Here is a 14,772-nt window from a genome sequence, read left to right on the forward strand (position 1 = left end):
GTCGCAGGCGGGGGTTTCACACCCCCGCACCCCCGTGGGGTATTTTGGCAATGAAGAAAGGCAGGCCGGGCGCGTCAGTCGCCGGCCAAGGTCTTGAGCTCATAGAGCGCCGATAGCGCTTCGAGCGGTGTCATCTCGTCGGGATGAAGGGCGGCGACCCGGTCTTTCAGCCTCGAGTCCTGTTTCGCCGGCTTCGGCGGGGAGACGGGCGCGGCGCTGAACAGGGGCAGGTCGTCGATCAGCGTGTGTTTGCGCGTCCCGCCCTCGCGCTCGCCCTTCTCGAGCGCCTCGAGCACGACCTTCGCCCGTTCAACGACCGCTGCGGGCAGGCCGGCAAGCCGTGCCACCTGCACGCCGTAGGAGCGGTCGGCCGCGCCCTTCCTGACCTCGTGCAGAAAGATCACCTCGCCTTCCCATTCCTTCACCGCAACGGTGGCGTTTTCCACGCCGTCGAGCTTGTGCGCGAGCGCGGTCATCTCGTGGTAATGGGTGGCAAAGAGCGCCCTTGCCCGGTTCACGTCGTGGAGGTGTTCGAGCGTCGCCCAGGCGATTGACAGGCCGTCATAGGTTGCGGTGCCGCGGCCAATCTCGTCGAGGATGACGAGTGCCCGGTCGTCGGCCTGGTTGAGGATCGCCGCCGTCTCGACCATCTCGACCATGAAGGTGGATCGCCCGCGGGCGAGGTCGTCGGCGGCGCCGACGCGGCTAAAAAGCTGGCTGACGAGCCCGATATGGGCGCGGCGCGCCGGGACGAAGCTGCCGGCCTGCGCGAGGAGCGCGAGGAGCGCGTTCTGGCGCAGGAATGTCGACTTGCCGGCCATGTTGGGGCCGGTCAAGAGCCAGATCGAGGGGGTATCGCAAGCAGTCAGCAGGCAGTCATTGGCGATGAAGGGCTCGCCTGTGCGTTTCAGGGCGCGCTCCACGACTGGGTGCCGCCCGCCCTCGATCTCGAAGGCGCGGCTGTCGTCGACCTGCGGTTCGCACCAGTCCTCGCCCCGCGCGAGGTCGGCGAAGGCGGCGGTGAGGTCGATCTCGGAGAGAGCGCGCGCGGCCTGCGAGACGAGCGCCGAGGCGTCGAGGACCATCGCTTTCAGGCCGTCATAGAGCCTTTTTTCGATCTCGAGCGCGAGGTTTCCGGCGTTGAGGATCCGGGTTTCCATCTCCGACAGCGGTACCGTGGTGAAGCGCACCTGGTTGGCGGTGGTCTGGCGGTGGATGAAGGTCTCGTTCAGGGGCGCCGAGAGCATCTTCTCGGCATGGGTCGCGGTCGTCTCGATGAAATAGCCGAGCACGTTGTTGTGCTTGATCTTGAGGCTCTGGATGCCCGTCTCGGCGATGTAGTCGGCCTGCATCCGGGCGATCACGCCGCGACCCTCGTCGCGCAGTTGCCGCGCCTCGTCGAGGTCGGGGTTGTGGCCGGCCGCGATGAAGCCACCGTCGCGGGCGAGAAGGGGCGGCTCCGCCACCAGGGCCGCCTCGAGATAGGCCACGAGATCGTCGAAACCGACGAGATCCTTCGCGGCACCCGCGAGCCGTGCCGGCGCGTCTCCGTCAAGCCGCCGGGCAATGGACCCGGCCTCGGCGAGACCCACGCGGATTGCGGCGAGGTCGCGCGGGCCGCCCCGGTCGAGGGCGAGCCGCGACAGCGCCCGGCCCATGTCGGGCGTTTTCCTGAGGTCGGCGCGCAACGCCTCTGCGAGCCGGGCTTCTCCGGTGAGGAACCGAACCGCTTCTAGTCGCGCGCGGATCTCGGTGAGATCACGCGAGGGGGCGGAGAGCCGCCGTTCGAGAAGCCGCGCGCCGCCCGCGGTCACAGTGCGGTCGATCGCGGCGATCAGCGAGCCATCGCGCCCGCCGGAGAGCGATTGGGTGATTTCCAGATTGCGCCGCGTCGAGGCGTCGATCTGTACCGACCCGCCGGGCACTTCCTTCAGGGGCGGGCGCAGAAGCGGCAGCTTTCCGCGCTGGGTGAGGTCGAGATAGTCGACGATCGCGCCCATCGCCGAGGCCTCGGCCCGGTCGAAGCTGCCGAAGGCGTCGAGCGTGGCGACGTCGAAAAGCTCGCAAAGGCGTTTTTCAGCCCCGGTACTGTCGAAGGATCCCCGCGAGAGCGGCGTCATCGCGGCCCCGGAATCAGAGACTATTCCGGCCAGATCAGCCTCTTTCGCCTCGCTGACGATGACCTCGCGCGGTGCGAGCCGGGCCAGTTCCGGCGAAAGCCGGGAGGCCGGGCAGGGGATCACCCGGAACTCGCCTGTGGAGATATCGACCCAGGCGAGAGCGGCCGCATCGCGCACCTCGGCCCAGGCGGCGAGGAAGTTGTGGCGCCGCGCCTCCAGAAGCGACTCCTCTGTCAGCGTTCCGGGCGTCACGAGCCGCACCACGTCGCGCGCCACGACCGATTTAGAGCCGCGCTTCTTCGCCTCGGCCGGGTCCTCCATCTGCTCGGCGATGGCGACGCGGAAGCCCTTGCGGATGAGCGTCAGGAGATAGCCCTCGGCGGAATGCACCGGGACGCCGCACATCGGGATGTCCTGCCCGAGATGTTGGCCGCGCTTGGTCAGCGCGATGTCGAGCGCCGAAGCCGCCGCCTCGGCGTCGTCGAAGAACATCTCGTAGAAATCGCCCATCCGGTAGAAGAGGAGCGCGTCCGGGTAGCGCCCCTTGATCTCCAGAAACTGTGCCATCATCGGCGTCACATTGCCGTCCTGAGCGTTCACGCGCACCCCCTCGATCCTCGCCGAGACCCTACAAAACCGTGCCCCCGGGGAAAAGCCGCTAATCGGTGCATTGTGACCCGAGGGAAGCGGCGCTATGACGGCGGAAACGATCAAGGAAACGTCGCTTATGGCTCCGAAGAACCGCGTCACGCCTGAAGAGGCGCTTGCCTATCACCTCAACCCCACGCCCGGGAAGTACGAGATCAACGCCTCGAAGCCGATGGCGACGCAGCGCGACCTCAGCCTGGCCTATTCGCCCGGCGTCGCGGTGCCGGTGGAGGCGATCGCTGCCGATCCCGGCACCGCCTATGACTACACGGTCAAGGGGAACATGGTCGCGGTCGTGTCGAATGGCACCGCGATCCTCGGGCTCGGCAATCTCGGGGCCCTGGCCTCGAAGCCGGTGATGGAAGGCAAGGCGGTCCTCTTCAAGCGCTTCGCCGACGTGAACGCGATCGACATCGAGCTTGATACCGAGGATGCCGACGAGATCATCAAGGCCGTCAGCCTGATGGGCCCGACCTTCGGCGGCATCAACCTTGAGGACATCAAGGCACCGGAATGCTTCATCATCGAAAGCCGCCTGAAGGAGATCATGGACATCCCGGTGTTCCATGACGACCAGCACGGCACCGCCGTCATCTGTGCCGCCGGGCTCATCAACGCGCTGGAACTGTCGGGCAAGCGGCTCGAGGATTGCCGGATCGTGCTGAACGGCGCCGGGGCGGCGGGCATCGCGTGCCTTGAACTGATCAAGACGATGGGCGCGCGGCCGGAAAACTGCATCATGTGCGACACCAAGGGGGTGATCTACCAGGGCCGCCAGGAAGGCATGAACCAGTGGAAATCGGCCCATGCGATCAAGACCGACGCGCGGACGCTCGAGGACGCGATGCGTGGCGCCGACGTTTTCCTTGGCGTGTCGGCCAAGGGCGCGGTGACGCAGGACATGGTCGCTTCGATGGCGCCGAACCCGGTCATCTTCGCGATGGCCAACCCCGATCCGGAGATCACGCCGGAAGAGGCGCACGAGGTGCGCGAGGATGCGATCGTCGCCACCGGCCGGTCGGACTACCCGAACCAGGTCAACAACGTCCTCGGCTTTCCCTATCTCTTCCGCGGGGCGCTCGACATCCATGCCCGCGCGATCAATGACGAGATGAAGATCGCCTGCGCCGAGGCACTGGCGAAGCTCGCCCGACAGCCGGTGCCGGAAGAGGTGGCGATGGCCTATGGCCGCAAGCTTTCGTTCGGGCGCGACTACATCATCCCGACGCCGTTCGACCCGCGCCTGATCCACGTCATCCCGCCGGCGGTCGCAAAGGCCGGGATGCATACCGGCGTCGCCCGTCGGCCGATCATCGACATGGAGGCCTACGAGCTTCACCTCAAGAGCCGGATGGATCCGACGGCCTCGATCCTGCAGGGCATCCATGCCCGTGCTCGCGCCGCCCAGGCGCGGATGATCTTCGCCGAGGGCGACGACCCGCGCGTGCTGCGCGCCGCCGTCGCCTATCAGCGCGCGGGGCTCGGCAAGGCGCTGGTCGTGGGCCGTGAGCACGACGTGGCCGAGAAGCTCAACGCCGAGGGGCTCGCCGATGCAGTCGGCGAAATCGAGGTCGTGAACGCCGCCAACACCAAGCATCTCAATACCTACAAGGAGTTCCTCTACGAGCGGCTGCAGCGCAAGGGCTTCGACTGGCACGACGTTCATCGCCTTGCCGCGCGTGACCGCCATGTCTTCTCGGCGCTGATGCTGGCGCACGGCCACGGCGACGGCCTCGTTTCCGGGGCCACGCGCAAGTCGGCCCATGTGCTCGGCCTCATCAACCATGTCTTTGACGTGAGGGCCGAGGATGGCGCCGTCGGCATCACCGCGATCGTGCATCGCGGCCGGATCATCTTCCTGGGCGACACGCTGGTGCATGAATGGCCCGATGAGAACGACCTCGCCGATATCGCCGAGCGCGGCGCGCTCGTGGCCCGTGGCCTCGGGATCGAGCCGCGCGTCGCGTTCCTGTCGTTCTCGACCTTCGGCTACCCGGTCTCGGAGCGCGCAACCAAGATGCACCAGGCGCCGCGCGTGCTCGACGAGCGCGGGGTCGATTTCGAGTACGACGGCGAGATGACCGTGGACGTGGCGCTCAATCCCGAGCAGTTGGCGCACTATCCTTTCTGCCGACTCACCGGGCCCGCCAACGTGCTCGTCGTGCCGGCACGGCATTCGGCCTCGATCTCGGTGAAGCTCCTGCAGGAGATGGCGGGCGCGACCGTGATCGGACCGATCCTGACCGGCGTCGACAAGCCGATCCAGATCTGCTCGATGGGCTCCACGGTCAACGATATCCTCAACATGGCGGTGATCGCCGCCTGCCGGCTGGGACAGGGATGACGATCTACAATCTCGGCTCGATCAACATCGACCACTTCTACCGGGTGCCGCATCTGCCGGCGCCCGGCGAGACGCTGGCGGCCGAGAGCTACACGGTGGGACTTGGCGGCAAGGGCGCGAACCAGTCCGCCGCCGCCGCCAAGGCCGGGGCGAGGGTCGTCCATATCGGCGCGGTCGGGCCCGATGGTGCCTGGGCGGTGGACCGGCTGGCTGGCTGGGGGGTCGATACAAGCCATGTCGCCCGGCTCGACACGCCGTCGGGCCATGCGATCATCAACGTCGATGCGGGCGGCGAAAATGCCATCGTGCTCTTTCCCGGCGCCAACTGGGCTCTGCCATTCTCGCTGATCGAAGCCGCGCTGGCCGGTGCCGGGCCAAGCGACACGCTGCTCTTGCAGAACGAGACGGCGCATCAGGCCGAAGCGGCCGCACTGGCGCGTGAGCGTGGCATGCGGGTGATCTATTCCGCCGCCCCCTTCGATATCGGCGCGGTGCAGGCGGTTCTGGAAAACGTCTCCGTTCTGGCCCTTAACGCGGTCGAGGCCGATCAGCTCGCCGCGGCGATGGGGATCGGGCTCGACCTGATCGACGTGCCCGAACTTCTGGTGACGCGCGGCGCCGAAGGCGCCGAATGGCGCTCGCGCGAGGGTGACCGTGCCTTAGCCGCGCCCGTGAAGGTGCGCCCGGTCGACACGACCGGCGCCGGCGACACCTTTGCGGGCTATTTCGCCGCCGCCCGCGATGCCGCCCGGACGCCGGCCGAGGCGCTGTCGCTTGCCGGCGCGGCGGCGAGCCTCAAGGTCACGCGCCACGGCACCGCCGATGCGATCCCGACGCTGAACGAGGTCGAGGCCTTCCGGGCCTAGTGGGCGAAGGGCGCCGCGCTGCCCCAGAGCGCCTCAATCCGAGCGTCGCGGCCGCAGGCCTTGCGGTAGAACTTGTAGGCCTCCGCCTGCCGCTTCGGGCCGCGCCGGGTCAGCACCAGGTCGGTGCCCTTGTAGTAATCCTGGTGGTAGGCCTCGGCCTCGTAGAACGGCTTCGCCTTCAGGATCGGCGTTACGATCTTCCGGCCGAGCGCCAGTTCCGCCGCGGCCTTCGCAGCTTCGGCCGCGTTGCGCTGACCCTGATCCTTCACGAAGATCGCTGTGCGATAGCTTTCGCCCCGGTCGCAGAACTGGCCTCCGGCATCGGTCGGGTCGATCGAGCGGAAGAACATCTCGAGGATCTTCGGGTAGCTGATCTTGTCCGGGTCGTAGCGGATCTCTACGGCCTCGTAATGGCCGGTGCCGCCGCCGCTGACCTGCTTGTAGGTCGGATTGGCAGTCTTGCCGCCGGTATAGCCCGAGACGACCTCTTTCACCCCTGGCACACTTTCGAAATCCGCCTCCACGCACCAGAAGCAACCGCCCGCGACGATCGCGGTTTCGGTCGCGGCCAGGGTCGGACTGGCGAGGAAAGTCAGGGCAAGGGCAAGTCTCAGCATGGCGGCCTCCGGTTTGCCGAAGCATGGAGGAACTCGGCCCGACGGCAAGTCATCTTCCCGTGAAGCGTCGTGAGCAACCGCTCGTCCGGCGCGATTTCAGCCAGAAAAGAGACTGTTTCAGCCCAGAAGCTTCGCAAGCCCCATCGCCACGCCGAGGTCGCCCGAGACCTTCAGCTTGCCGAGCACCACCCCGGTCATCGGGTTGAGCTTGCCGGTCAGGAGCTTCACGAGATTGTCCTCTGAGATCGTCAGCGTGCAGTCGGTCTCGCGGTCCGACGTCGAGGCGGTGCCGTCGGCCAGCACGATCACCCCGGCCTCGCCGCAGTCGAACTTGAGCGACCCGGAGAAGTTCCGGGTCTCGAGCGTCCTGGCAATGTCGGCGGCGATGGCGTCTAGCGGCATGAGATCCTCCCGGTTGTCCGGAAGGATCTAGGATCGGCGGCCTTCGAGGCGCAACCGGAGCGTTACGTCACGAAGGCTTCAGTCCTTCACCCGCGCATTGCGTGTGGCGATCAGCTTCAGGCGCAGCGCGTTGAGGCGGATGAAACCCTCGGCATCCTTCTGGTCGTAGGCGCCGGCGTCCTCCTCGAAGGTGACGTGTTTCTCGCTGTAAAGCGAGTGATCCGACCAGCGCGCGACGGTCCGGACCGAGCCCTTGTAGAGCTTCACGCGGACGGTGCCGGAGACATGCTCCTGGCTCTTGTCGATCAGCGCCTGCAGCATCTCGCGCTCGGGCGAGAACCAGAAGCCGTTGTAAATGAGCTCGGCATAGCGCGGCATGATCGAGTCCTTGAGATGCCCCGCGCCGCTATCGAGCGTGATCTGCTCGATGCCGCGATGGGCCTCCAGAAGCACCGTGCCGCCCGGCGTCTCGTAGACCCCGCGCGACTTCATGCCGACGAAACGGTTTTCCACGAGGTCGAGCCGGCCGACGCCATGCTTGCCGCCGAGTTCGTTGAGTTTCGTGAGGATCGCAGCCGGGCTCATCGCCTCGCCGTTGATCGCGACCGCGTCGCCCTTCTCGAAGGTGATCTCCACCATCTCGGGCGCATCGGGCGCTTCCTCGGGATGCACGGTGCGCTGGTAGACATAGTCCGGCGCCTCGTCGCCCGGGTTCTCCAGCACCTTGCCCTCGGAGGAGGTGTGCAGAAGGTTCGCATCGACCGAGAACGGCGCCTCGCCGCGCTTGTCCTTGGCGATCGGGATCTGGTTCGCCTCGGCGAACTCCAGCAACTTGGTGCGCGAGGTCAGATCCCACTCGCGCCACGGCGCGATGACCTTGATGTGGGGGTTGAGCGCATAGGCCGAAAGCTCGAACCGCACCTGGTCGTTGCCCTTGCCGGTCGCGCCATGCGCCACAGCGTCGGCTCCGGTCTCGGCGGCGATCTCAACGAGCCGCTTGGAAATCAGCGGCCGGGCAATCGAGGTGCCGAGGAGGTAGAGCCCCTCGTAAAGCGCATTCGCGCGGAACATCGGGAAGACGAAGTCGCGCACGAATTCCTCGCGGACGTCCTCGATATAGATGTTCTCGGGCTTGATCCCCAGAAGCTCCGCCTTCCGGCGCGCGGGGTCCAGCTCCTCGCCCTGGCCGAGATCGGCGGTGAAGGTCACGACCTCGCAGCCGTATTCGGTCTGCAGCCATTTCAGGATGATCGAGGTGTCGAGACCGCCGGAATAGGCAAGGACGACTTTCTTGGGCGCGGACATGGGGCACTCCGTCGGCGAGGGGCAATCGCGCCGCGATTAACGGAGTTTCGACGCAAGGGCAAGCAACGGGTGCCGCAAGCAGGCATCGCTTCCTTGACAGTCGCGCCGGTTCATGGCCGAAGAGCCGGATCACGAGCGGAGGCACGATCATGGACGGTTTTGCAAAGGCGGCACGGCAGGCGACCGAGGCGCTGCGGAGCCTGTTCCCGCCGACGCCGCTGCAGCGCAACGACCACCTCTCGGCCCGGTACGGTGCCGAGATCTGGCTCAAGCGCGAGGATCTGACCCCGGTGCGCAGCTACAAACTGCGCGGCGCCTTCACCGCGATGCGCAAGACGCTGGCCGCCGACCCCGCGCACGGCCATTTCGTCTGTGCCAGTGCTGGCAACCACGCCCAGGGCGTCGCCTATGCCTGCCGCCATTTCGGGGTCCGCGGCACGATCTTCATGCCGGTGACGACGCCGCAGCAGAAAATCGACAAGACCAAGGTTTTCGGGCAGGATAGTGTCGAAATCAAACTGGTCGGCGACTATTTCGACCAGACGCTCGCGGCCGCGCAACGGTACTGCGTCGAGGCCGACGCCCATTTCCTGTCGCCATTCGACGACCCCGACGTGATCGAGGGTCAGGCAAGCGTGGCGGTCGAGATTCTTGATCAGCTCGGTTCGGCGCCGGATCTGGTGATCCTGCCGGTCGGCGGCGGCGGCCTCGCCTCGGGCGTGATCGGCTATCTCGGCGTGGTTGCGCCGGGGACCGACTATCGCTTCGTCGAGCCCGCGGGCGGCGCGAGCCTGGCAGCCGCCGTCGTGGCCGGGGAACCGGTGACGCTGAAACGGCTCAACAGTTTCGTTGATGGAGCCGCGGTGGCCCGGATCGGCGCCGAGCCGTTTGACCGCCTGAGCTGGGCGCGGGCCGAGCAGATCCTTGCCGCGCCGGAGGACCGGATCTGCGTGACGATGCTCGAGATGCTGAACGTCGAGGGCATCGTGCTGGAGCCTGCCGGCGCGCTGTCGGTCGACGTTCTTCCGGTGCTGGCCGAGGCGATCCGCGGCAAGCGGGTGGTTTGCATCACCTCCGGCGGCAATTTCGATTTCGAACGCCTGCCCGAGGTCAAGGAACGCGCCCAGCGGTACTCCGGGCTGAAGAAGTACTTCATCCTGCGCATGCCGCAGCGTCCCGGTGCGTTGCGCGAATTCCTGACCATGCTCGGCCCGGACGACGATATCGCCCGGTTCGAATACCTGAAGAAGTCGGCCCGGAACTTCGGCTCGGTCTTGATTGGTATCGAAACCAAGCGCGCAGACAATTTCGTCGCCCTGTTCTCAAAGCTCGACGACGCGGCCTTTACGTACCGCGATATCACTGAGGACGAGGCACTGGCCGAGTTCCTGATCTAAACAGGGCGGTCAGGCTGCGGACATGCCTGCGCCAGCGCCGGTCGCGAGTCGGGCCATGAATTCGTCCTTGGATGCAAAATAGCTTGCGACGATGCGGTCGATGTCGATTTCGTCCGCGCGGCCAGCCGCGGCGCGGCGTTCTCCGTCCTGGCACAGGGCGCCGAATTCGGCAAAGCCGAGATTCCAGGCGCCGCCTTTCATGAAATGTAAATCGGCCTCGAAGCGCGCCGGGTCCGGGGCCTTTCCGAGCCGCATCACGATCCCCTCAACCTCGTCGAGAAACAACTCCACGATTTCGCCAAGCCCGTCGGCGCCGACCTCGGCCCGCAAATCGTTCACCCGCTGCCAATCTATCATCGTGCCCATCCCGGAAGAAATGTCTTGTGCCGGAACTCTAGGCCCGGAGTCTTGCGGGCAGGTTAACCGGCGGAAAGTCACGGCTGCGCCAGCCTGTTGAGATGATCTTAACCCGGCCGGCGCTAGCGTTCGGCGGCGACCGGATTGCCCGGGCGAAGGATCATTTGAGTGCAGGCAAGCCCGACGATAGAGACCGGCATGGCGGGTGCCGCGGCCGCGGTGCGTCGTGTGATGGTAGTCGATGACAGCCGGATGCAGCGGCGGATTCTCAGCTCCCAGCTCGCGCGCTCGGGATATGAGGTTCTCGAAGCCGGAAGCGCCGAGGAGGCATTGGATCTATCGGCGGCCGCCGCGCCCGATCTGGTGATTTCGGACTGGATGATGCCCGGCATGACCGGGATCGAATTCTGCCAGGCCCTCCGCGACCGGCTTCAAAGCGGCTACACCTACTTCATTCTCCTGACGTCCAAGACAGAATCCGCCGAGATCGCCCGCGGCCTCGAAGGCGGCGCAGACGACTTCCTCACAAAGCCGGTCAGCGGTGACGAGCTGCGGGCCCGAATCGCTGCAGGCGAGCGGATTCTCAGGATGGAGCGAGAACTCACTGAAAAGAACCGGCTGCTGTCCTCCACCCTGGAAGAGCTTCAGGCGATCTACGATTCGGTCGACCGCGACCTCGTGGAGGCGAGAAAGCTCCAGCAAAGCCTGGTGCGCGAACGGCACCGCGATTTTGGCAATGCCGAGGTCAGCCTGCTCCTTCGGCCCTCTGGCCATGTCGGTGGCGACCTCGTCGGGTTTTTCCCGATCAACGCCCGCCGGGTCGGGTTGTTCTCAATCGACGTTTCCGGTCACGGCATCACCTCTGCGCTGATGACCGCGCGTCTGGCAGGCTACCTGTCGGGCAATTCACCCGAGCAGAACGTGGCGCTGGTGCTGACCGAGTTCGGGATCTACGACGCGCGCGACCCGGCTGACCTTGCCGCGCAGCTGAACCGGCTGGTGTTCCGCGAGTTGCAGACCGAGAACTACTTCACCCTGGCCTATGCCGATGTCGATCTCGTGACCGGCCGCGTGGTCATGGTGCAGGCCGGCCATCCCTATCCGGCGATCCTGCGTGCCGATGGCCGGGTGGAGTATATCGGGCGGGGCGGCCTGCCGATCGGCCTGGTCGAGGAGGCCGGCTACGAACCTTTCGAGGCGCAGCTCCTGGCCGGAGACCGGCTGTTCCTGATGTCGGACGGTATCACCGAGGCCGAAAACCAAGCCGGTGTGCAACTTGGCGAAGACGAACTCGCGCGGCTGATGACCCTGCGGTCGGGTGTGTCGGGCGCCGCGTTCCTCGACGCACTGATGCAGGACCTGGCCGGTTTCGCGGGCGCGGAATTCGGCGACGACATCTCGGGCGTCTTCTTTGAGTTTCACGGTGCGAAGGCGAACCGGGACTAGATGGCGCGCAGGGCCAGTGAAAGGAAATGCCGATCGCCGCTATTGGCCAGGATCGGCACCGCCGCTTCGGCGGGCATCCAGATCGCACTGTGGCCGGGCTCGGTCGGCGGGCCGTAGCGGCGACCGGGACGGGCGAGGTAGATCGTGCAGAGTTTCTCGGCCCATTTGTCGTATTCGGGCATGTAGACGAACCGCCGGAACGCGCCGATTCGGCGCGGCGCGGTGATCGACCAGCCGGTTTCCTCGCGCACCTCACGGTGCAGCGCCCAGAGCGGCGACTCCCCCGGGTCGATGCCGCCGCCGGGAAGCTGGAACTCCGGATCGGGCTCCGCCTGATACGTGAGCAGGATATCCCGGCCCTGCAAGAGGACGGCATAGACGCCATGCCTGAGCCCGTAACGCTGGCCCCGCACCAGAGGTTCCCCGAATCGCCTGATCATGCTCCGCCCTTGGCCGCGAGGTTGTCGTCCCCATATAGTCGCGGTATGGCAGGGCGCAGGCCACAAGGAAACCCCATGACCAACCTGACCAAGATCGCCTGGGACGATACCGTTCTGCCGTTCCAGCTCGACCGGTCCGACATTCGCGGGCGTGTGGCGCGTCTCGACGGCGTTCTCGACCGGATCCTGACCCAGCACCGCTATCCCGCCGCGGTCGAGGCGCTGGTGGCCGAGGCGGCACTTCTGACTGCACTGATCGGCCAGACGATCAAGCTGCGCTGGAGGCTTTCGCTGCAGATCCGCGGTGACGGTCCGGTCCGGATCATCGCCACGGACTATTACGCTCCGTCCGCCGATGGCGGCTCCGCGCGGATCCGCGGCTGGGCGTCCTATGACGAGGAGCGGGTGCATCCCGCGGCACCGGGCTTCGCCCAGATCGGCGAGGGCTACTTTGCGATCCTGATCGACCAGGGCTCGGGCAACGTCCCCTACCAAGGCATCACGCCCTTGTCGGGTAGCTCGCTTTCGGCCTGTGCAGAGACCTATTTCGCCCAGTCCGAGCAGCTTCCGACGCGGTTCGCGCTGTCCTTTGGCCGCTCGACCTTGCCGGGCGAGGCCGAGCATTGGCGTGCCGGCGGAGTGATGTTGCAGCACATGCCCAAGGCCTCGACCCCGACGGCCACCGATGGCGGAAGCGGCGAGGGCGGGCTGCTCGCGGCAGAGGATATACTCGACGGCGAGGAGGGCGAGAACTGGACGCGCGCCAACGTCCTGCTCGACACCGTCGAGGAGCTGGAGCTGATCGGCCCGCAGGTCGCACCAACCGATCTCCTGGTGCGGCTCTTCCACGAGGAGGCGCCGCGGGTCTTTGACGCGCAGTCGGTACAGTTCGGCTGTTCCTGTTCCTCGGACAAGGTGCGCGACAGCCTGTCGATCTATTCGGCCAAGGACATCATCCACATGACCACCGATGACGGCATCGTCACCGCCGATTGCCAGTTCTGCGGCGCGCATTACGAATTCGATCCGGCGACGCTCGGTTTCGAGGCGACCAAGGCGCCCGATGACGGTGAGTGACCCGCTGGCCGCGGTGCTGCGGGCGCTGCAGCGGCCCGGCCGCGACACGTCTGATTACGATCTCAACCCCGGTACGGTGCTGCCCGAGGGCCGTGAACTCAGGCCGGCGGCGGTGCTGGTGCCGTTCCTATGCGGCCCGGCGGGGGTCGAGGTGGTTCTGACCAAACGCTCATCGCGGCTGAAGCACCATCCCGGCCAGATCGCCTTTCCCGGCGGCAAGGTCGACGCGACCGATGCCGGTCCGGTCGAGGCGGCGCTGCGCGAGGCGCGCGAGGAGATCGGCCTGCCCGAGGGCGCGGTCGAGGTTCTCGGTACCTGGGCGGCGCATGAGACCGTGACGGGCTTCAACGTCACTCCCGTTTTTGGCCGGATCAGACACGCTTTTGAGCCTGTGCCGGAGGCCGGAGAAGTCGACGAGGTGTTCTCTGTGCCGCTTGCCCATGTCTCTGACCCGGCGCGGTTCCGCGTCGAGGGCCGGCGCTGGCGCGGCGAAATGCGGCGCTACTACGTCGTGCCCTACGGCCCCTATTACATCTGGGGCGCAACCGCGCGGATCCTCAGGGCGCTGGCGGACCGGATGGCGGCATGAGGATCAGCGGCGAATGGCTCGCGGAGGAGGGGGTGCAGCGGGTGCTGCATCTTCTGACCGATGCCGGTTATCAGGCCTATCTCGTCGGCGGCTGCGTGCGCAATGCGCTGTTCGGCAGGCCGGTCGCGGATATCGACATCGCCACCGACGCCGAACCCGCCAGCGTGGTCGAGCTTGGCCGCAAGGCTCGGCTCAAGGTCGTGCCGACCGGGATCGAGCACGGCACGGTGACGGTCATCGTCAGGGGCGAGCCGCACGAGGTCACCACCTTCCGCCGCGACGTCGAGACCGACGGCCGGCGCGCCAGGGTCGCCTATTCGCGCCGGATCGAGGAAGACGCGGCGCGGCGCGACTTCACCATGAACGCGCTCTACGCCGATGCCGAGGGCCGGATCGTCGATCCGATCGGCGGGCTTCCCGACCTTCAGGCCCGCCGGGTGCGCTTTGTCGGCGATGCCGATGCGCGGATCCGCGAGGACTATCTCAGGATTCTCCGCTTCTTCCGCTTCCATGCGCTCTACGGCGACGCCGAGGCCGGGATGGATGCCGAGGCGATCGCCGCCTGCGCTGCCAATTCGGCTGGAATAGACACGCTTTCGCGCGAACGGATCGGCCACGAGATGCGCCGGCTGCTCGCCGCACCCGATCCCGCCCCGGCGGTCGCGGCGATGCAGGCGACCGGCGTTCTCGCCCGCATCCTGCCGGGTGCCGATCCGCGCGCGCTGGGCCCGCTCGTGCATGTCGAGCCGCCCTATGCGCCCGACTGGCTGAGGCGCCTCGCGGTGCTCGGCGGCGAGGATCGCGTTAATACGCTGCGCCTGTCCCGCGACGAGGCGCGGCGGCTGGAAATCCTGACCGAGGGAGTCGGCGGCGTGATGGCTCCGGCGGAGCTGGCCTACCGCCACGATGCGGGGCTTGCCCGCGACATCGTGCTCTTGCGCGCCGCCCTGCTTGAGGCGTCGCTGCCCGAGGGGTGGGAGGCCGAGGTTGCGAAGGGCGCCGCCGCCGAGTTTCCGATCCGCGCCGCCGACCTGATGCCGGCGCTGTCCGGGCTGGCGCTCGGCGCGCGGTTGAAGGAGCTCGAGGCGCGCTGGATCGCGTCGGACTTCAAATTGTCACGGGAACAATTGCTGGGTTGAAATCCGCCGGCCGCTTCGGTCAGGA

At 66.8% G+C, this 14,772-nt stretch carries 13 protein-coding genes; 7 read left to right on the forward strand and 6 right to left on the reverse strand.

The window, feature by feature from the left end; all coding sequences use genetic code 11:
* Positions 1–74 precede the first annotated feature (74 nt).
* Positions 75–2,690, reverse strand: a complete 2,616-nt coding sequence (gene mutS, locus R5H32_RS07425) for a DNA mismatch repair protein MutS (RefSeq protein ID WP_318338246.1) — start codon at positions 2,688–2,690, stop codon at positions 75–77.
* A 157-nt stretch (positions 2,691–2,847) separates the two neighbouring features.
* Here mutS and R5H32_RS07430 point away from each other — a divergent pair, with 157 nt between their 5' ends.
* Positions 2,848–5,112 carry an NADP-dependent malic enzyme gene (locus tag R5H32_RS07430; RefSeq protein WP_318338247.1) on the forward strand — a complete coding sequence of 755 codons (2,265 nt, stop codon included), beginning with the start codon at positions 2,848–2,850 and terminating at the stop codon, positions 5,110–5,112.
* Positions 5,109–5,978, forward strand: coding sequence for a PfkB family carbohydrate kinase (locus R5H32_RS07435; protein ID WP_318338055.1), 870 nt, complete (start codon positions 5,109–5,111; stop codon positions 5,976–5,978). Before R5H32_RS07430 ends, R5H32_RS07435 begins: the two co-directional genes overlap by 4 nt.
* Here R5H32_RS07435 and msrA read toward each other — a convergent pair.
* The 3 genes from msrA to R5H32_RS07450 all read right to left on the reverse strand — a co-directional run bounded on the left by msrA (position 5,975) and on the right by R5H32_RS07450 (position 8,302).
* Positions 5,975–6,595 carry a peptide-methionine (S)-S-oxide reductase MsrA gene (gene msrA / locus R5H32_RS07440; protein WP_318338056.1) on the reverse strand — a complete coding sequence of 207 codons (621 nt, stop codon included), beginning with the start codon at positions 6,593–6,595 and terminating at the stop codon, positions 5,975–5,977. The two genes, R5H32_RS07435 and msrA, sit on opposite strands and share 4 nt — an antisense overlap.
* A gap of 117 nt (positions 6,596–6,712) precedes the next feature.
* Positions 6,713–6,997, reverse strand: coding sequence for an SCP2 sterol-binding domain-containing protein (locus R5H32_RS07445; protein WP_264771553.1), 285 nt, complete (start codon positions 6,995–6,997; stop codon positions 6,713–6,715).
* Positions 6,998–7,075: 78 nt separating this feature from the next.
* Positions 7,076–8,302 carry an argininosuccinate synthase gene (locus R5H32_RS07450; protein ID WP_318338057.1) on the reverse strand — a complete coding sequence of 409 codons (1,227 nt, stop codon included), beginning with the start codon at positions 8,300–8,302 and terminating at the stop codon, positions 7,076–7,078.
* Between the two features lie 149 nt (positions 8,303–8,451).
* Between R5H32_RS07450 and ilvA the strand changes: the two genes are divergently transcribed.
* A complete protein-coding gene (ilvA, locus tag R5H32_RS07455; protein WP_318338058.1) occupies positions 8,452–9,699 on the forward strand; it encodes a threonine ammonia-lyase IlvA in 1,248 nt (415 codons plus the stop codon).
* 9 nt (positions 9,700–9,708) lie between these two features.
* Here ilvA and R5H32_RS07460 read toward each other — a convergent pair whose 3' ends face one another.
* Positions 9,709–10,065 carry an Hpt domain-containing protein gene (locus R5H32_RS07460; RefSeq protein ID WP_318338059.1) on the reverse strand — a complete coding sequence of 119 codons (357 nt, stop codon included), beginning with the start codon at positions 10,063–10,065 and terminating at the stop codon, positions 9,709–9,711.
* A gap of 189 nt (positions 10,066–10,254) precedes the next feature.
* Between R5H32_RS07460 and R5H32_RS07465 the strand changes: the two genes are divergently transcribed.
* Positions 10,255–11,502 carry a fused response regulator/phosphatase gene (locus tag R5H32_RS07465; RefSeq protein WP_318338248.1) on the forward strand — a complete coding sequence of 416 codons (1,248 nt, stop codon included), beginning with the start codon at positions 10,255–10,257 and terminating at the stop codon, positions 11,500–11,502.
* Here the strand turns inward: R5H32_RS07465 and R5H32_RS07470 are convergent.
* The gene (locus R5H32_RS07470) at positions 11,499–11,942 is read right to left on the reverse strand and encodes an NUDIX hydrolase (protein ID WP_318338060.1); all 444 of its coding nucleotides are present in this window, start codon (positions 11,940–11,942) and stop codon (positions 11,499–11,501) included. The two genes, R5H32_RS07465 and R5H32_RS07470, sit on opposite strands and share 4 nt — an antisense overlap.
* A gap of 75 nt (positions 11,943–12,017) precedes the next feature.
* Between R5H32_RS07470 and R5H32_RS07475 the strand changes: the two genes are divergently transcribed.
* From R5H32_RS07475 to R5H32_RS07485, 3 genes are read left to right on the forward strand one after another with little or no spacing between them, the layout of a single operon-like run.
* A complete protein-coding gene (locus R5H32_RS07475) occupies positions 12,018–13,019 on the forward strand; it encodes an Hsp33 family molecular chaperone HslO (RefSeq protein WP_318338061.1) in 1,002 nt (333 codons plus the stop codon).
* Positions 13,006–13,608: a CoA pyrophosphatase gene (locus R5H32_RS07480; RefSeq protein WP_318338062.1), complete on the forward strand. Its 603-nt coding sequence runs from the start codon at positions 13,006–13,008 to the stop codon at positions 13,606–13,608. Before R5H32_RS07475 ends, R5H32_RS07480 begins: the two co-directional genes overlap by 14 nt.
* Positions 13,605–14,747, forward strand: coding sequence for a CCA tRNA nucleotidyltransferase (locus R5H32_RS07485; RefSeq protein WP_318338063.1), 1,143 nt, complete (start codon positions 13,605–13,607; stop codon positions 14,745–14,747). The genes R5H32_RS07480 and R5H32_RS07485 overlap by 4 nt, the downstream gene beginning before the upstream one ends.
* Positions 14,748–14,772: the final 25 nt, after the last annotated feature.

This window comes from Defluviimonas sp. D31 (genome assembly GCF_033436765.1).
GTDB lineage: Bacteria > Pseudomonadota > Alphaproteobacteria > Rhodobacterales > Rhodobacteraceae > Albidovulum.